This window comes from Pontibaca methylaminivorans, from assembly GCF_900156525.1.
GTDB classification, from domain to species: Bacteria; Pseudomonadota; Alphaproteobacteria; order Rhodobacterales; family Rhodobacteraceae; genus Pontibaca; species Pontibaca methylaminivorans.
This window is the reverse complement of the sequence record NZ_FTPS01000001.1, coordinates 2234497-2252863: the sequence shown is the minus strand read 5'-3', so window position 1 is coordinate 2252863 and position 18367 is coordinate 2234497. Positions and strand designations below refer to the sequence as shown.

Genomic DNA, 18367 nt, shown 5'->3' with positions numbered 1-18367 from the left:
CCAGCCAGCAGTTCAAAACAGCTCGGACGAGGACAGAGGACATGGCTGCCATTCAGCCCCAATCGTTGCGTTTCAAACTTTCCACCGTCGGCGTATCGCTCGGTGTCGCTTTCGGGGGAATCGCTACCGCCAAGGCCGTCCATGCCCAGGACAACAGCCCCGAGGACGAGCCGGATCAACCCGGCATGACCACGCTCGATACCATCTCGATCACGACCGGCGCGGCGCCCGCGAACACCAACGAGGCCGGAACCGGTGTTTCGCGCCTGCCGGCGACGGTGTTCAAGACGCCGCGCGAAATCCAGGTGGTGCCGGCCGAGATCATCCGGCAGCAGCAGGCGATCACGCTTGAGGAAACCCTGCGCAACGTGCCGGGCATCACCCTTTCGACCGGCGAGGGGCGCGGCGGCTCTTCCGGCGACCAGTTCCGCATCCGTGGCCTCGCGGCGCAGGGCGATATCTATCGTGACGGGCTGCGCGATTTCGGCGCCTTCACCCATGACAATTTCAACACCGAATCGGTCGAGGTGTTCAAAGGCCCCTCGGGGGACAACTTCGGCGTCGGCAACATGGGCGGGCTGATCAACCAGACCTCGAAACGCGCCCATCTGACCGACGAGACGACCGTCAGCGGCATGGCGGGCACCGGGCCGCTCGGGCGGATCCAGATCGACACGAACCGCGTGGTCGGAGAGAACCAGGCGCTGCGCTTCAACCTGATGGCGCAGAAGCAGGACGCCGCGCACCGCGACCACGTGGAATCCGACCGCCTCGGGCTCGCCGTCGACTGGGGCACGGGGATCGGCACCGGAACCGAGTTCCACATCGGCTATTCCTATCTGCGCGAACGCGGCAAACCCGACATGGGCCAGCCCATGGCCGAAGGCGCGGACGGCATCTCGCGCCCGCTGCTGGAATATGGCGTGCCGGGTTACAGCCGCAGGACGTCCTATGTGCGCAGCACCGACCGCGACGATACCGATGTTCATGACATCACCGCAACCTTGAGCCATGACATGGGCAATGGCTGGATCCTCACCAACGATACCCGGCTTTCACGCTTTACCCGGGATCGCTCGGCGACGCATCCCGCCGCGCTCACCCCGGAACAGCTTGCGGACCTCCTCGCCGGAATCGATGTCGACATGTCCTATGCCGCTGGCGGAGGCATGACCTACAGGCAGAAAGGCTGGGGTTTCCAGAACGTGCTGGCGCTGCGCGGCGAATTCCAGACCGGCACGGTCGAACATGATGTCATGGTCGGCCTCGATCTGAACTATCAGGTGGACAAGCGCCGCCGCGGCACCTTTGTGCCGGCGCGCCCGGGCACCACTCCGGTCACGAACCCGGTCTATGACATCGGCAGCCTTGCGATTGAATATGGCCCGCAGATGCGGTCGACCGCCTTCAATGCCGGGCTTTTCGTAAGCGACCGCATGTCTTTCGGAAACGGCTGGTCCATCGCCGGTGCTGCGCGGCTGGATCATTTCGAGAACAGCTTCGACGGTCTGCTGATCGGGGCAACAGACCCAATCAGCGCGAGGGGCAGTTCCAGCAAGATCAGCCCGTCGATCAGCATCATCTACGAGCCCAATCCCGACCTCATGGGTTATCTGAGCTTTGCGCGCACCTATCGTCCGCAAGGCACGGACATTGCCATGAACGTCAACGCTTTCGATAGCGAAATCGCAGGTTCGCTGAAGCCCGAACGCGCGGATCTGATCGAACTCGGCGGCAAGATGAACCTCATGGGCGGGCGAGTCGGCCTGACCGGGGCGATCTTCCAGATCACCAAGAAGAACAGCTATGACGTCAACCCGGACGGCAGTATCGATGTCGGGTTCTCGGACGCCGGACAGGGCCGCCGCATCCGCGGTATCGAAATCGGCGCCTCGGGCGAAATCACCGATGCCTGGAGCGTCTATGCGAACTATGCCTATCTTGATGGCAAGGTGCGTGGCGGGCCGGGCATTGAGGACGATAATGTCGGCAACCGTGCGCCGGGTGTTCCGCGCAACAACGCCTCGATCTGGACCAGCTACGTGCTGCCGCAAAGCGGCGTCTCGATCCCCGGCGAAGTCACCCTGGCGGGCGGCATCCGCTATGCCTCGAAATACTTCTCCAACCCGGACAACACCGCGCAGATCCCCGAGACGTTCTCGCTCGACGCGATGATTTCCTATGAGCAGAACGACTGGCGGCTGGCGCTGAACGCCTACAACCTGACCGATCACCAGAACTACAGCTCGACCTTCAGCAGCTCGCGGGCGGTCCCGGATTCGGGGCGGACCTTCGTGGTCTCGGTCAGCAAGCGGTTCTGAACGCGGGGCAGACCGTGCAGGCAACCAAAGCCGGAAAACAGGACAGCGCGGCCGCAAGGGCCGCGCTGGCGCTTGGGCAGATGCTGCTGAACAGCGGCGATGCACCGGCGGCCATCGAAAGTTTCCGCATGGCTGCGCGCAGCGGCGAGGCGATGGCGCTGACCATGCTCGGGCGCATCCATGACCGCGGCTGGGGCGTGGCCCCCGACCCCGTGCAGGCTGCCGACTGGTTCCGCCGCGCCGTCGATGCGGGCGAAGCCTGGGCGATGTTCAACCTGGCCGACCTTCACCTTTCCGGGCGCGGCGTGACACGGGACACTGCCACCGCGCATGCCCTTTACGCCAAGGCCGCGGGGCATGGTCATGTGCAGGCGCTCAACATGCTCGGCATGCTGGCCGAATCGGGTGACGGCCCGGATCTGCCCGACGCCGCGGACGACTATTTCCACGCCGGGGCCGAGGCCGGCGATCCCTGGGCCATGTTCAACCTGGCACGCCGCATGATCGAGACGGGGCACATCGAATCCGCGCTCGGCTGGCTGGGGCGTTCGCTCAACTGCGGCTTTCCCGACTACTGGCGCGCCATGGCCGCGGGGCTGGCCGGTCATTCCGACAGCCGCCTGCGCACCCTTGCGGCGCAGGCGCGCGCAAGGACCGCCGCCGCCGCCACCCCTGCCCCGGACCACCACCAGGAGCCGCCGTCATGCTGATCGCCATCCCCGGGGTTCTGAACCCGGCCGAGGTTTCCGAACTGCGCCGCGCGCTCGATGCCGCCGACTGGCAGGACGGGCGCAAAACCGCGGGTTCCCAGTCCTATGATGTGAAACGCAACCACCAGCTCGACCCCGACAGCCGCACGGCGCTGGAGCTCGGGCAGTTCATCCTCGACCGGCTGGCCGGAAACGCGCTGTTCATGTCGGCCGCCCTGCCCCACCGGATCCTGCCGCCCATGTTTAACCGCTACGCGCAGGAGGAAACCTTCGGCATCCATGTGGACAATGCCATCCGCTCCGTGCCGCTGACCGGCGAGCGGCTGCGCACCGATCTTTCCATGACGCTGTTCCTGTCCGAACCCGAGGAATACGATGGCGGCGAACTGGTGATCGAGGACCAGTTCGGCGCGCAGCAGGTCAAGCTGCCGGCGGGGCACATGGTGCTTTATCCCTCGACCTCGCTGCATCAGGTGACGCCGGTCACGCGGGGGGCGCGGGTGTCGTCCTTCTTCTGGCTGCAGAGCATGGTGCGTTCGGACGAGCGGCGCACGATCCTGTTCGACCTCGACCAGTCGATCCAGTCGCTGTCTGCCCGGAATGGTGCCAATTCGCCCGAGGCGGTGCGCCTGACCGGCATCTATCACAACCTGATCCGCATGTGGGCCGAGATCTGAACCTTCCGCGCCCGGCCGCCCATATGAGAAAACTGTTTCGCGGGGCCTTGACGGGAAGCCGGAAATAGTTGAGCAAGCCACTCAGGTAATGAACCCCCACCTTCCTGCGGCCGCAAGAGGCCCTGAACATCCGCCGGGGCGCCACTCGCCCGACTGCTGAAAATCGTGAAAGGTCGTCACATGTATTTTCCTGTCGAAAACGGACGCAGCATGACAGGCCGCCCCGGGACCGGACCGCGCGCGGTTGCTTTTGTCCTCGCCGGTCTGCTGGCGCTGGCCGCCCCGCTTCATGCCTCGCCCGCAGGGGCGCAGACCGTCCCGCCGGATCAGGACAGCGCAACGGAAACGCCCGAGGGCACGACACCGGCCCCGGAACGCGCGGCGCCCGCCGCCGAAACCGGCGAATCCCCGGCAACGGCCGACGAAGCGGCTCCGCAGACGGCGCAGGACACATCGCCAACGTCGCAAGCCGCGCCCTCCGGCAGCGAGAACGCGACTCCCGCACAGCCCGACGCCGCGGTCACCGACGTCACGCGGTTCCGTGCCATGGATGCTGCGAACGATTCGGCAAGCGATTCGGCGGGCGGGCCGGAAACGCCTGCACCCCAGGCCACCGACGGGACCGCGGCACAGGCGGCCCCGATCCCCTCGCCGATCGAGGATCCGGCCGGCGCCCTGTCGTCGCTGCTTTCCACCCCCGAACAGAGCGGCGAGTTGCCCGACGACCTTTCTCCGCTCGGCATGTATCGCAACGCCGACGTGATCGTGAAACTGGTGATGCTCGGGCTGATCTTTGCCTCGCTCGTGACCTGGACCGTGGCCCTGTTCAAGGCGCTCGAAATCATGGGCGCGCGGACACGGGCGGGCAAGGCGCGCCGTCTGGTCGCCGAGGCGCGGAGCCTGCGCGACGCCGCCGAGCGCATGAAAGGCAGCCGCGGCCCGGCCGGCGAGATGCTGCGTGCCGCCCTGACCGAGGCCGAGCTTTCCGGCCCGGCGACCGATCACGCGGGCGGCAGCGGGCTCAAGGAACGGGTGACTTCGGCGCTTGACCAGATCGTCGCAAGCGCCGGGCGGCGCGCGGCCGTCGGCACCGGCATCCTTGCCACGATCGGCTCCACCGCGCCCTTTGTCGGGCTGTTCGGCACCGTCTGGGGAATCATGAATTCGTTCATCGGCATTGCCGAGGCGCAATCGTCGAGCCTTGCGGTCGTGGCCCCCGGCATTGCCGAGGCGCTGCTTGCCACCGCGCTCGGCCTTGTTGCGGCGATCCCGGCGGTCATCATCTACAACGCCTGCGCGCGCTGGATCACCGGCTATCGCCATGAGCTTTCCGAGGTTGCCGCCGGAATCGAGCGGCTGGTCAGCCGGGATCTCGATTTCCGGCAGCTTGCCGCCCCCCATGACCTGACCGCCCGTGCCGCAGAGTAAGAACCCATGCCAAGCCGTTTCCGCAACAGCCTGACCGATGACCTGCGGGACAACCACGAAATCAACGTGGTGCCGTTCATCGACATCATGCTCGTGCTTCTCATCATCTTCATGGTCGCGGCGCCGCTCGCGACGGTGGATGTGGACGTGGACCTGCCGGGCTCCAACGCGCCGCGCGCCGAGCGGCCGGACGAGCCGATCTATCTGACGCTGAAATCGGATCTCACGCTTGCCCTTGGTGAAACCCCGGTGACGCGCGAGGACATCGCCGGCCGGCTTGAACAGGAAACCGGCGGCGATCACGAGGCGCGGATCTTCCTGCGGGCGGACAAGGGGGTCGATTACGGCGAATTCATGGAGGTGATGAACCTTCTGCGCTCGGCCGGCTATCTCAAGATCGCCCTTGTCGGGCTGGAGGGCGGCGCCGCAGCAGCAGCGGCCGCGGGCGTGTCCGACCCGGACGAACAGGCCGCACCATGAGCACCGGGCCCGATCCCCTTGCTGCGATACACCGCGGCGGCGGGCGGAGCGCACGCGTGCTGCTCTGGGCCGGGGCGGCGGTGATCGCGCTCGGCGCGCATGTGGGCGCGGCGGTGCTGATTCTCCATGTGCCCGAGGAAGACACGGCACCCGACGGGCCGCCGCCCGCGATCATGGTCGAGCTTGCCCCCCTGCCCGAAACGGCAGAGGTCGATGAAACCGAGGTCGGCGAGGCCGAGCAGAACCTTGAGGATGTCGAGGAGCAGCCCGAACCGGAACCCGAGCCCGAGCCCGAGCCGGAAGAACCGGAGCCGGAACCCGAACCGGAACCGGAACCCGAGCCCGAGGAAATACCCGAGGTGGAGCTTCCCGAAGCCGAGGTCGCGGACCCCGAGATCGCCGCCGTGCGCCCGAAGGAACGCCCGGAACGTCCGGAGCCGAAAAAGGTCGAACCCGAAAAGCCCCGCGAAACCCCGCGCGAACAGCCCAAGCCCGAGACCCCGCCGCAGCAGGCGCAGACCCGGGCCGCGACCCAGGCGCCCCAGGCTGCCCGGAATGCCGCCACGGCGGATTCGGCAGCGCAGGCCAGCTCGAACGTCTCGCCCTCGCGCTGGCAATCGCAGCTCATGGCGCATCTGGAGCGGCGCAAGCGCTATCCCGGCGCGGCACGGGCGCGGCGCGAAGAGGGCACGGCGCAGGTGCGCTTCTCGATCGACGAGCAGGGCAATGTGACCAGTGTCTCGCTGGCGGCCTCCTCCGGGTCGGCGGCGCTCGATGCGGCGGTGGTCGAACTCGTCCAGCGCGCCTCGCCGGTTCCGGCCCCGCCGCCCGGCGTGAATCGCACGATCGTGGCCCCGATCCGCTTCAGCATCCGCTGACGCTCCCTGTAGCGGGACCGTCAGCTTTCCACCTCATGCGTCCTTTCGGGGGCCGCATGATCCGTCTTCTGCCGCCCGGGCGCCAGCCAGATCGCGTGGAAATGATGCACCGGTCCCCGCCCCTGCCCGACCCCCAGTGTGTCGGCCGCCGCGATCGCGCCCTGAAGCCAGCCATGGGCGCGGGTGACCGCCACCCCCATGTCGAGCCCCTTGGCCAGCCCGGCAGCGATCGCCGAGGACAGCGAACATCCGGTGCCATGCGTGTTGCGGGTGGCATGGCGCGCGGCGCCGAGTTCAAGCGGCTGCGGCCCGACCAGGACATCGGTGCAGAAGTCTCCCTCCCCGTGTCCGCCCTTCATCAGCACCTGCTGCGCGCCCATCGCCCGCAGACGCTCGCCCTGTTCGACCATCTCGCCGCTGTTGCGCGCCGGCTCGCACCCCAGAAGCCAGGCGGCCTCGTGCAGATTGGGCGTGAGCAGGGTGGCAAGCGGGAGCAGCTTTTCACGCAGCACCGGCATCGCCTCGGCCGCGATCAGCGCATCGCCTGATTTTGCCACCATCACCGGATCGAGCACGACCGGAACCGGCCGCCGGCCAAGCCACACGGACAGACGCTCGGCGACGCAGGCCACCGCCCCGGGGTCGCCCAGCATACCGATCTTGACCGCGCTCACCGCGAGGTCGTCAAAAACCGCGTCGATCTGGGCGGCGATCATCGCCGGGCTCACGGCATCGACCATCGTAACGCTGCGCGTGTTCTGCGCCGTCACCGCGGTCAGCACCGAGGCCCCGTAAACCCCGAGCGCGGAAAAGCTTTTCAGGTCGGCCTGGATCCCGGCGCCGCCGCCGCTGTCCGAGCCGGCGATGGTCAGGGCAATCGCAGGTATGTGAATGAATGATGCTGCTGCTGGCATGGCCGACGCTCCGGTTGTGGCGGGTGGCGGCGGCATCGGGAAGGGATCGCGCGCGGTTGCGCTGGAACAGGCGGGCCTGTTCCACTCTACCCTTCCCTCCGCCGGCATGACCCGGTTCAGGTTCGATGGGTTGACGCTGTCGCGCCTCTCAGCCCCGTCAGGGACACCCCAAGCGTATGAGTTCCGTGCGTCATCTTAACGCGCAGGTTACCGCTTGCAAGGGTCATGGTTTCCGTCCTTCGCGGGGGCCGGCTGATTCGTCGGCGGCGCGGACTTCCGCCCAGATTGCAATCCGTCGGATGCCTGCCCGCCAGAGCTGCGGAGCGGAGACGGTGGCTTTTGCGGTGCAGAAACCGGAGCATTTGCCGCTATCCCGTTGCCTGGGCATTTTATTCTGCAGGATTGGCCGCTTCGGTTTGCAATTGCAGCATGACCCGAAAGAATTTGTAGCGCAAACGAGATTAATGCTGTAGCGTGAAAGGGCATTCAACAGCGAATGCGGCCATATCACCCGATGCCCTGTGCGAACGGCGTGAATGACCACCAAATCCCAGACATAATTGCACTGGCAATACGCAACGCTACTCGTGTTGTGCGTGCAATCCACTCCGCATAAACGGGAGGAAATATTCATATGAGTATGGATGGAACAGGCGCGGATTCTGCGCTCCACGGAACGCGTATCAGAGCGGCAATCGACGTCGGTGGAACATTTACCGATATTTTCGTTCTCGACGCAAATGGCAACCAGACGGTGGCAAAAGTCGCGAGCACCAAGAACCCGATTGACGCCATCATGAACGGTGCGGAGGCAGCCAATATAAACTGGAAAGACGTGGAACTTTTCACGCATGGAACGACCATTGCGACCAATGCTCTCATCACCCGGAATTTCAAACCTGCGGCAATGGTGACGACGCGCGGATTCCGCGATGTTCTGGAAATCGGCCGTGGCACACGCGAAGATCCTTGGGATGCCTACAAGGAGGGGACGCCGCCCTATATCCGCCGTCGGGATCGTCTGGTTGTCAGCGAGCGCATCAATTACCGCGGCGAAATCGTCGAGCCGATGGACGAAAATGAAGCTCGCGAAGTGGCCCGAATTCTCCGCAAGCGCAATGTCACCGCCGTCGCGATCTGTTTCATCAATGCCTATATCAACGGCGAGCATGAAATGAGAATGGCCGAGATACTTGCCGAGGAACTCGGCGAGGATGTGGCCATCACGACCTCGCACGAAACCCATCCCGAAATCTTCGAGGACGACCGGTTTTCGACCACGGTTGCCAACACGATCCTTGCGCCGATCATCCGGCCCTATGCGCGCGATCTCGACCAGCGGACGACCGCAAGCGGATACGAGGCCGACGTTCTGCTCCTGCATTCGGGCGGCGGCGTGATGACACCGGCGACGGCCGAGAAATACGCGGCGCGGCTTGCCGCATCGGGGATCGCCGCCGGCGCCATCGCCAGCAAGTATTTCGCCAGCCTCTGCGGCCACAGCAATGCGATCGGCCTCGACATGGGGGGAACCTCGGCGGATATCTCGCTGGCGGAAAACGGGTCGCTGCGCATGACCGACAAGTGGGAGGTCGACTGGGGCCACCCGATCTGCTTCCCTTCGGTCGAGGTTCTGACCATTGGCGCCGGGGGCGGTTCGATTTCCTGGATCGACAAGGCCGGCTCGCTGCGCAACGGTCCGCAATCCGCCGGCTCCGTGCCCGGCCCTGCCTGCTACAAGGCCGGCGGCTTCGATCCGACCAACACCGATGCGAACATCATCCTGGGGCGTGTCGGCACCGAACTCGCCGGCGGCAGCATGAAGCTTGACCGCGAGGCAGCCATCGAGGCGATGCAGAAGGTGGCCGAGCCGCTCGGGCTCGACATCATCGACGCGGCACTCGCCACGCTGCGGGTCGCGAATGCCAACATGGCCGATGCGGTCCGCCTGATCTCGATCGCCCGCGGCCATGACCCGCGCGATTTCGCGCTCGTGGCCTTCGGCGGTGCCGGACCGCTGCACGGGGTGGACATCGCCCGCGAGCTCAACGTGCCGATGGTGATCGTGCCGCCCAACCCGGGGGTGACCTCGGCGGTCGGCTGCATGCTGGTCGATGTGCAGCATGACGTGACGCAGATGTTCCTCAAGGACGCGGCCGAGGCCGATCCGACGGACATCGAAGCCACCTTCCGCAAGATCGAAGCCGAGGGCCGCGAGCGGCTTGAACGCGACGGTGTGGCCGAAGAGGACATGACCTTCCAGCGTTTCGTGGACATGCGCTATCGCGGTCAGTGGCGTTCGCTCGCGGTTCCGGTTCCGGGCGAAATCAAGTCGATGAAAGATGCCGTTTCGATCTTCCACGACGAATACGAAAAGGCGCATAACTTCCGGCGGGAGGATTTCCCGGTGGAAATCTATCGCCTGACCGTTCGTGCCATCGGCGTCACTCCGAAACCGACCTTCCCGAAAGTCGAAATCGACAGGAATGCGCAGGCAACGCCCAAAGGATCGCGCGAGGTCTGGTTCCACGGGCAGACGAAGGCCGTCCCCACCAATCTTTACGACCGCGATGATCTTCCGGCGGGTGTGACGATCAACGGACCGGCGATTATTGATCAGCTCGACTCGACCACCGTCATTCCGCCGGACGCCACGGCCTATATCGACGAATGGCTGAATATCCAGATCAACGTCAATACCGCATGAACGCCGCGTCCGACGCGACATCGAAAGGAAACGACATGACACAACCGACCAAATTCACCGGCCTGTCCGACAAGGGAATTCAGTTTCCCCCGGCACCCGAAGACCGGAAGACCGAATTCCAGACCAGCCTTGACCCGATCACGTTCGAGGTGCTGCGAAACTCCTTCGTCAACATCGTCGACCAGATGGCCGAGCAGCTTCTCCGGACCTGTTATTCCTTCGTGATCTATTGCCGCGACTTTTCCTCGGGGCTGAGCGATCCGCAGGGCAATCTCGTGATGCAGGGGACCGGCGACATTGCCGCCCACGTGGGAACGCTCCATTATACCTGCAAGGCGGTGATCGAGGAATTCGGCGACGATATCCACCCCGGCGACGTCTTCATCATCAATGACCCGTTCCGCGGCGGCAGCCACTTCAACGACACCCGGATCCTGCGCCCGATCTTCTACAAGGGCGAGCTTCTCGGCTATTCGCAGGCCAATGGTCACTGGGCCGATGTGGGCGGCGCCGCACCCGGTTCGTTCAACATCACCGCGCTTGACCATATGGGCGAAGGGCTGCGCATCACCCCGGTCAGGGTCTGGAGCAAGGGCGTCTGGAACGAGGACGTGGCGCGTTTCATCGCGGCCAACACCCGCAACCCCGGCGACATCATCGGCGACATGCAGGCACAGGCCGAAGCCACCGCGGTTGCCGAGCGCGAAATCGTCCGGCTCTGCGACAAGTACGGGGTCGACACGATCCGCACCGCCTTCCAGGAGGTGCAGGATTACGTCGAGGTGCTCATGCGCGCCCGGCTGTCCGAGCTGCCGGACGGAACCTGGTATGCCGAGGATTACATCGACCAGGATCCCAAGCTCGAGGAAGGGCTGATCCCGATCAAGATCAAGTTCACGATCGACGGCAACCACGCCCATTACGACCTGTCCGGTTCACACCCGCAGATCTCGACCTTCCTCAACGCGGGATACGGGGGCGCCTTTGCGGGGATCGTCGCCGGGACCAAGTACCAGTTCCCCGAGCTGCCGCTGAACTCCGGGCTTTACCGCGCGGTGACGGTCAACGTCGGCGAACCCGGCACCGTGGTCAACGCGGAATGGCCAAGCCCATGCGCGGGCTTCTGTTCCGGGCCATTCGAAAAGCTCATGAACTCGGTGTTCGGTCTCTGGGCGGAAATCCTGCCAGAGCGAACCATGGGCTGTGCCTTCAACCTTGAATATCTGCTGGTCGGCGGGCGCGATACCCGGCTCGAGGGGCGACCTTACTTCATGTGGTACGACTGGATGGCCGGCGGCTGGGGCGGCCGCAACGGGCGCGACGGGTTCAACGCGACGGCCCCGGTCTTTGGCGCGCAATACGGCATCCAGCCGCTCGAAGGTCAGGAACGGCTCGCTCCGGTGCTGACGAAATGCCATGACCTCGTGCAGGACTCGGCCGGCCCGGGCGAGGCGCGCGGCGGGCTCGGCGCCGAAAAGGGCGGCTCCGTCTTCGAGGGCGAACGCATCGTGGTCTCCTACTGCTGCGACCGCGAACGTTCGGTCACATGGGGCATGTGGGGCGGCCTGCCGTCGATCCCGCACGGGGTCTGGCTCAACAAGGGGACCGAGCGGGAGCGCTATCTCGGCTCGATCTTCTCGACCCTGCCGATCGACGTGGATGACGTGTTCACACGCCCCTCCGCCGGTGGCGGCGGTGTCGGCGATCCGCTCCTGCGTGACCCGGAACTGGTCTGCGACGATGTCACCGATGAATATGTGAGCGTCGAACGCGCCCTGATCGACTACGGGGTCGTCATTCGCGAAATCGACCGCGATCTCGCCCAATACGAGGTCGATCACGAGGCAACCGAGCGCGAGCGCAAGCGGATCGCTGAATCCCGCATCGGCTGGCTCGAACAGGATGCCGAGGAAATCGCGCGGAAATATCGCGACGGCGACCTCAACGTGATGGACTGCGTGCGTCAGTATGGCGTGATCCTCGACTGGGGTGACGGCACCCTTCTGCCGACGACGACCCAGCAGTTCCGCGCCATGCTCAAGCGCCGGGTCGTGCCCTACTGGGGCAAGACGCTGGCCGTCCTGAGCGAGGAAGCGTCCCAGAGAAACAAGGCGGCCTGATCGACAGCGCCTTGTCAGGATGAGGCGGCTTGGGTCGCCGCCTCATCCACAATGTCCCCTTGAACCCGAGGATCAGGAGCCCGAGTGAATTGATGGTGAAAAGTTCCCGCCTGAGAGTGCCGGTATTCAAAACAAGAAACTGCCAAGTATGAACACGGAACCGGAATATTTCTGCGCCCGAATTTTTTTCATCAGCATGCTCGGAGAAGCGATCGGAAGACCCTGAGATTTCAAGGTGGCCATATCTGAAAACACCATGTGCGACATTCGCAAATGGCAATCACCGGGCACAGGTGACTGCGTTTTCACTGACAGCCCGGACATTGGCGAAAGCCAGCCAACGGGAGAATAAAAATGACCACCGCCAGCGGAATTCCAGAACCGGAAATCATATATCAGGACGAACCGGAAGTCCTTCGCCAGGCCGCAGCCGAAGATTTTTCGCTGCATATCGTTCCGCCAACCTGGCGAAGTTCTCGTTTTTCACTATCCATGGCATGGTTCGGCCTCATGAGCGCCATGTTCTGGGTTGTGGTCGGCAGCACCGTCGCGCTGACCGTCGGCACCGTGGACACATTGATCGGGATTGCCCTGTCCACCGTGGTTTACGGCCTCCTCTGCAACGTGGCGGCACGGTTTTCCGCGCGCAGCGGCACCAGCGTCGCCCTGTTTTCACGGGCGGTCTTCGGCCAGGTCGGCGCGACATTCGCCGCCCTGCTGTTCGGCGTGACGATCACCTATTACGCGATCGCCGAAGGCTCGATCGTGGCCATCGCGCTGCAGGACTATTTCGGCGGGCCGATGAGCCTCTGGTATTTCATCGTCTGTCTTTACAGCGCACCGCTGGTCATGCGCGGGGTGAGAACCTGGCTTGACCGGATCAACGGGATCCTGCTGCCGCTCTATGTGTTCGGGCTCATCGCCTGCGTGATCTGGGCTTCGGCAAGACATGGTTATTCCGGCGAATGGCTGACCTATTTTCCGGCCGTAGAGGCCGATCTCGGCGTTCCGGGGTGGTGGTTCGCGTTCACCGTCTACATGGGCGTCTGGGTCGTCGTGATGATGACATGGGACGTGGCCCGGTTCGGCCGCAAGGAAGATGCGCCGGCGAACGGTAATTTCAGCTTCGGCATTCCGTTCTACGTGGTGACGCTGCTCATCAACGGCGCCATCGGGATCTTCATCGCCCATACGATTCCGATCGAGGGCGAGCTTTCCGAGACCTCCGCGATCATCGGCATCGTTGCGCTGATGGGGCCGTTCGGCGTCATCCTCGTCTGGGCCAGCCAGACGCGGATCAACACGATCAACTTCTATCTGTCATCGACGAACATGCAGAACTTCTTTGCACGGGCGTTCAAGATTTCATGGCCGCGGACGGTCTGGGTGATCATCATGACCGTGGTGATATTCCTCGTGATGCTCACCAACGTCTTCGATTATCTGCTTCTGACATTGCAGTTCCAGGGCGTCATCATCGTTGCCTGGGTCGGTGTCGCCATGACGCATATCGGCTGGTGCTATCTGCGCGGGGTCAAGGCCGACATGCTCGAATTCCGGCCGGGCCGCGTTCCGATGATCAATCCGGGCGGGCTTGGCGCATGGATCATCGCCTCGATCACGGGCTGCCTGATGCTGATCTTTGGCGGCAGCTTTGGCGGCATCTGGGGCCCTCCGGTCACGCTGGTCATTGCCGTCGCCATTTACGCGGCGTCGCTCGGCATCGCGCGGATGAACTGGTACATCATGGACCGCCCGCACGACCCCCGCAACGAGGTCGACGATCCCTGGTCAGCGAGAATTCGCTGCCATGTCTGTCACCAGGCCTATATCGCCCATGAAATGGATCGCGATCCGTCGGCCGGACATGCTCCGATCTGCCTCGCCTGCGCGTCGGACCAGAGCGAGTTCCTGAAGGCGGCACGGGTCGAAGCCGGGCAATATGTCCGCGAATCCGAACCGATCAAGGCGCCGGTCGGGGCCGGTTGAGCCTGTGCTCGAAACAGAAGGTTGCAGCCCGGAGCGGCTGCAACCCACCCCGCCAGCAGATGCGACAAGCCCCCGGCCACCGGGCCAGGCCCTGTCCATCTTCGACACTGAACATGGCAGCATCAGGGCAGGATCACGCCCGAAATGAGTGAATTTCCGCCCATGGATCAACCACAGCCCGAGCGCCGGCCCTCTTCGCCCCGGGCATCATCCATGAATTGAACGGCAGCGGCGGACATGCAACATTCAATCCCGTGGTCGATGAATATTTCAGGCACAGGTTCAGGTTTTGGTATTGCCGCCTGCCCTGTAACTTAACGGAGGCTTGCTGATATGCCGTCTGACAATGACATCAACATAGGCGTTCTGTTTTCGACATCCGGGTGGACATCGGTTACCGAACGCAGCATGTTGTCAGCCACCAGATTTGCAATTGAAGAAATAAATGCCGATGGGGGAATAAACGGGCGCCGGCTGAATGCCGTATATGGCGACCCCAAAGGCGAAACATCGGCTTACGAGAAAATGGCACAGGAGCTTCTGACCGAAAAATCGGTCCGGGTGATCCTGGGATGTTATACCTCGAGCCAGCGCAAGGCCGTTCTGAGCGTGCTCGACAGGGAAGCCGGGCTTCTGTGTTATCCGGCGCAATACGAGGGTTTCGAATATTCGGGGAACGCTGTCTATTTCGGGGCCGTTCCGAACCAGAACAGCTTTTTCCTTGGCAGCTACCTTCTCGAACATTACGATCCGCGGGTCTTTATCGTCGGGTCCGATTATGTGTGGCCGCGTGAATCGGGCCGGATCATGGGCGAACTGGTCCGCTCGAACGGCGGTGAAATCATCGGCGAGCACTATCTGCGCGAAGATGCGTCCCTGGACGAGTTCTACTTGCTGATCAAGGAGATAAACCGCCGCAGGCCGAGCGTCATATTCAACAATTTCGTCGGCAGCTCGAATGTGAACTTCTACCGGGCCTATGCGGAAAGCGGTCTCGACGCGCAGCAGCTCCCGGTCGCGAGCCTGACGACGAGCGAGGCCGACATAAAGGAAATCGGTGCCGCCGCCATTGGCCATATAACGGCCGCCGCATATTTCCAGTCGCAGGACAATCCGATGAACCGGCTTTGCCTGCAACGATATCAGGCGAGCGAAGGAAAGCCGGTGAGCGTCAATATGTGCTGGGAAGCGGCCTATACGCAGACCCATGTGGTTGCGCAGGCCATGCAGAATTGCGATTCGGACAATTTCAACCAGATACGGTCGGCAATTTTCACGTCCTCGTTCAATTCACCGCAGGGGCGCGTCACCATCGACCCGTCCAATTCGCATCGCTATATCTGGCCAAAGATCGGGGCGGTGAGAGAAGACGGGCAATTCGACATTATTGCCGCCTCAAGCGAAGCCATACGTCCCGACCCTTATCAGGCCAATTACACGCTGAATGATGACGGGTTATTCGATATTCACGACCAGCTTTCAACGGTCCGGCCCAGCAAGATCCGCTGTTAGAGAAATGTGTCCCGTCTCATGGTCTTTCGAACGCAAGGTAGAACCCCGAATGGCTCCCCAGCAAAAGGCCCCCGATATGCGAGCTGCTCGTGCCTTACATGAGTCCGGTGAAAAGGAGAGTCCGGTCTTTGTCAAGGATCTCCGTTCGCTGCGTATCCTTCTGGTCCAGCCTAAAATCAGCGAGGGCGCCGCGCTCAAATCCCATCTGGTCAGGATCGGTTGCCGGGTAAACGAAGTCTGGCCCCCGCCGCCGGATTACGGTGAGGATATCGACGTCGTTTTCGTCATGGTCGACAAGGTGATCGAGGACAACGAGACATTTCAGTGGAATGCAAGCGCTCCGCCCGCGGTGCTCATTGCGGTCATTGATTACGAAAGCCCGCTTGCGATCGACCGTCTTTTGCGAATGCGCGCCAATGCCGTCATCGGGCTGCCGATCCGGCCGTTCGGCATCCTCACCAACCTGCTGGTGACGGTGAACAACTATCGGCGCGAACAGAAGCTGCGCTCCGCCCTCAGCCGGCTGGGGGCCAAGCTGGAAACCTGCCGGACGGTGGAGCGCGCCAAGCTGGCCATGATGCTGACCAGCAATCGGTCGGAAAAGGAAGCCTATGACCGGCTGCGCCGGCTGGCGATGGAACGGCGGACCACCGTCGATGTCATATCGGAGGAAATTCTCGGCGTGCTCGACTGGAACGACAACGAGGCGCTGTCGTTTCTGAACGAGCTTCGCGATTCGGAGTGTTCCTCGGGCTGACAGCCGGGCGGCGCGCCTGCGGCGGGTCCGGGTCGGGGTGCTCTCTTGCGCGGCCGCGGCTGCGTGTGCATATGCTGACGATCGCATGACCCGGCCTGGAGGTCCGCCCTTGTCATCCCGCCTGCCGGAAGCGACCGATGCCCCGCATCCCGGACTGCTGCCCCGGCTGGCCGGCGTCCTTGCCATTGTCGCCCTGCTCTGCCTCATCCTCGCACCCCATGCGAATGCCGGGCCGGGCGGGGACGAGCGCCTTTTCGATCAGCCCCGTTTCCTGCTGGCCGGCAACGAACCGCAGCCCCGCGTGGCGGCTCGGGCGGACGACGAGCCCGCGGGCCCGCCGGGTCCGGCGGCGGATGTCATTGCGGACCGTGCACCAGCAGTTCTGCTGTCGGCCGGCCGCCGCCCAGCCTGGGCGCGGGCAAGCGCCCTGCCCCGCCGCGCCACGCCGGAGAGCCACGCCCCGATCCGCGCACCGCCCCTGTTCCCTTCTGCCGGAGCCTCGCCGCTCCGCGGCTGAGGCTTCTTCACCGCGCCTGCCCGCCCTGCGGGCCAGGCGCCGTTCCGGGATTCATCGGCGCCGGTTCTGCCCGTGCGCAAGGCCGGCCCGGAGGACAGACCATGAAGAAAGACGGCGCGGCCCATGTGGTCGTTTCCTGGATCATCATCATCGCCATCACCGCGGCGCTGGTGCTGATCGGGAAATATTTCGCGGGATTCTGACCCCGCACCCCGGGGGCCTGCGGGCCCCCGGATCCGCCGTATCCGCATCACTCGAACACGAAGGCCGGCACGAAATCCGGTGGCGCAAGCGAACCCTCGGGGCCGATCTCCCGCACGTTTTCGGGGGTGACCAACTGGATCCGGGGACCGGCATGGCGGACTTCAAGCCGCCCTTCCACCGCACGCACCGCCATCTCGATCGCAAGCCGCCCCTGCATGACCGGAAAATCCGTCGGCGCGGCAATGACCCGTCCGCGCCGGAGCGCCCGATAGACCGCGTGGGTCATGTAATCCGAAACGATTCCAACACGATCCGACAGGCCGCGCGCGCGCAGTACGGAAATGGCCGCTTCGGCCGTGGGTGCGCTGCCGACCAGATAGGCGATGCCGGGGTGGGCATCGAGCACCTCCTCGACCAGCCGCACCTGGATTTCGCGGCCGGTATCGCCGAACTGCGTCGCCACCACCCGGGCCGAGCTTTCGCGGATCCCGTCGCGAAAGCCCGCCTCGACGAACTGCACCCAGCCCGCCCCTTCGGGCCCCGGAAACCAGGCCAGATCGACCGGCTCCGACCCCTTGGGGTGGCGTTCGGCGATCACCCGGGCTGCGGCATTTCCCATATCGTACCAGGACACCGCGGCCTTGGCGGAGATTCCCTCGTTGGCGATGTCATTTACCGCCGAGATGACCGGGATCTGTCGGGAAATGCGCGCGATCACCGGGCTCAGTCCCTCGTAGGACACCGTCACCACGATCAGCGCATCGGCCCCCTGCGCGACGCAATCCTCGATCTGTTCGATCTGGCGGTCGAGGTTGGGATAGCCGCCGGCGTCGAGCATGTGGAAACGGACACCGAGGCGGCGCGCCTCTTCGACCATGCCGTAATTCATGCTGAGGTAATAGGCGTCCTTCATGTGCGGCAGGGCCACGCAGAAGTTCCAGTCCTGCTCGGCCCGCTCGAGCGGCTCGTAATCGAGCGGCACCGCAGGGCTGTCGTAATCGAACGGAATCGTGCGCTGCTCGAGCGCCCAGGTCTCCGCCAGGGCCGCGGCAGGCATCAGCAGGCAGGCGAGGATCAGCGGCAGGCGCAACCTTGTTCTTCCGGTCATGACAAATCCCTGTAGGCTGGGAGTCATAGAACCCCGACCGGCAAG

At 64.1% G+C, this 18367-nt stretch carries 15 protein-coding genes, 1 pseudogene and 1 riboswitch; of the genes and pseudogenes, 13 read left to right on the top strand and 3 right to left on the bottom strand.

The genetic code is table 11. The annotated features are described in order from the left end of the window. Window positions 1–41 precede the first annotated feature (41 nt). From B0B01_RS10925 to B0B01_RS10900, 6 genes are all read left to right on the top strand, one after another. Entirely contained in the window at window positions 42–2321 is a 2280-nt protein-coding gene (locus B0B01_RS10925; protein WP_083946187.1) for a TonB-dependent receptor, read from the top strand. Window positions 2322–2335: 14 nt separating this feature from the next. Continuing rightward, window positions 2336–3031, top strand: coding sequence for a tetratricopeptide repeat protein (locus B0B01_RS10920; protein ID WP_200805422.1), 696 nt, complete (start codon window positions 2336–2338; stop codon window positions 3029–3031). Next, entirely contained in the window at window positions 3025–3708 is a 684-nt protein-coding gene (locus B0B01_RS10915) for a Fe2+-dependent dioxygenase (RefSeq protein WP_076649881.1), read from the top strand. The genes B0B01_RS10920 and B0B01_RS10915 overlap by 7 nt, the downstream gene beginning before the upstream one ends. Before the next feature lie 210 nt (window positions 3709–3918). After that, window positions 3919–5136 (top strand): tonB-system energizer ExbB, encoded by a 1218-nt coding sequence (gene exbB / locus B0B01_RS10910; RefSeq protein ID WP_076650192.1) that lies wholly within the window; start codon window positions 3919–3921, stop codon window positions 5134–5136. A 6-nt stretch (window positions 5137–5142) separates the two neighbouring features. Further along, window positions 5143–5616, top strand: a complete 474-nt coding sequence (gene exbD / locus B0B01_RS10905; RefSeq protein WP_076649880.1) for a TonB system transport protein ExbD — start codon at window positions 5143–5145, stop codon at window positions 5614–5616. Beyond that, window positions 5613–6494 (top strand): energy transducer TonB, encoded by an 882-nt coding sequence (locus B0B01_RS10900; protein ID WP_076649879.1) that lies wholly within the window; start codon window positions 5613–5615, stop codon window positions 6492–6494. Before exbD ends, B0B01_RS10900 begins: the two co-directional genes overlap by 4 nt. Window positions 6495–6514: 20 nt before the next feature. On the opposite strand, the gene thiD is transcribed toward B0B01_RS10900, so the two are convergent. Next, window positions 6515–7408, bottom strand: coding sequence for a bifunctional hydroxymethylpyrimidine kinase/phosphomethylpyrimidine kinase (thiD, locus tag B0B01_RS10895; protein WP_076649878.1), 894 nt, complete (start codon window positions 7406–7408; stop codon window positions 6515–6517). 76 nt (window positions 7409–7484) lie between these two features. Further along, a riboswitch (TPP riboswitch) is annotated at window positions 7485–7589 on the bottom strand. Window positions 7590–8042: 453 nt separating this feature from the next. Between thiD and B0B01_RS13445 the strand changes: the two are divergent. The 3 genes and pseudogenes from B0B01_RS13445 to B0B01_RS10885 form a co-directional block, all read left to right on the top strand. Next, a pseudogene (locus B0B01_RS13445) lies at window positions 8043–8552 on the top strand (hydantoinase/oxoprolinase N-terminal domain-containing protein); the annotation flags it as partial. 36 nt (window positions 8553–8588) lie between these two features. Beyond that, a complete protein-coding gene (locus tag B0B01_RS10890) occupies window positions 8589–10115 on the top strand; it encodes a hydantoinase/oxoprolinase family protein (protein ID WP_234967786.1) in 1527 nt (508 codons plus the stop codon). A gap of 35 nt (window positions 10116–10150) precedes the next feature. Beyond that, window positions 10151–12235, top strand: coding sequence for a hydantoinase B/oxoprolinase family protein (locus tag B0B01_RS10885; RefSeq protein ID WP_083946185.1), 2085 nt, complete (start codon window positions 10151–10153; stop codon window positions 12233–12235). A 126-nt stretch (window positions 12236–12361) separates the two neighbouring features. Here B0B01_RS10885 and B0B01_RS13290 read toward each other — a convergent pair whose 3' ends face one another. Continuing rightward, complete coding sequence (locus tag B0B01_RS13290) at window positions 12362–12685, bottom strand: hypothetical protein (protein ID WP_200805421.1); 324 nt, start codon at window positions 12683–12685, stop codon at window positions 12362–12364. Between B0B01_RS13290 and B0B01_RS10880 the strand changes: the two genes are divergently transcribed. From B0B01_RS10880 to B0B01_RS10865, 4 genes are all read left to right on the top strand, one after another. Further along, window positions 12590–14224, top strand: a complete 1635-nt coding sequence (locus B0B01_RS10880) for a purine-cytosine permease family protein (RefSeq protein ID WP_076649876.1) — start codon at window positions 12590–12592, stop codon at window positions 14222–14224. The two genes, B0B01_RS13290 and B0B01_RS10880, sit on opposite strands and share 96 nt — an antisense overlap. 333 nt (window positions 14225–14557) lie before the next feature. Continuing rightward, entirely contained in the window at window positions 14558–15736 is a 1179-nt protein-coding gene (locus B0B01_RS10875; protein WP_076649875.1) for a transporter substrate-binding domain-containing protein, read from the top strand. A gap of 76 nt (window positions 15737–15812) precedes the next feature. Next, entirely contained in the window at window positions 15813–16493 is a 681-nt protein-coding gene (locus tag B0B01_RS12915; RefSeq protein ID WP_159438974.1) for an ANTAR domain-containing response regulator, read from the top strand. A gap of 109 nt (window positions 16494–16602) precedes the next feature. Beyond that, window positions 16603–17010 carry a hypothetical protein gene (locus tag B0B01_RS10865; protein WP_076649873.1) on the top strand — a complete coding sequence of 136 codons (408 nt, stop codon included), beginning with the start codon at window positions 16603–16605 and terminating at the stop codon, window positions 17008–17010. Window positions 17011–17260: 250 nt separating this feature from the next. On the opposite strand, the gene torT is transcribed toward B0B01_RS10865, so the two are convergent. After that, window positions 17261–18322 carry a TMAO reductase system periplasmic protein TorT gene (torT, locus tag B0B01_RS10860; RefSeq protein WP_083946181.1) on the bottom strand — a complete coding sequence of 354 codons (1062 nt, stop codon included), beginning with the start codon at window positions 18320–18322 and terminating at the stop codon, window positions 17261–17263. Between the last annotated feature and the right edge of the window lie 45 nt (window positions 18323–18367).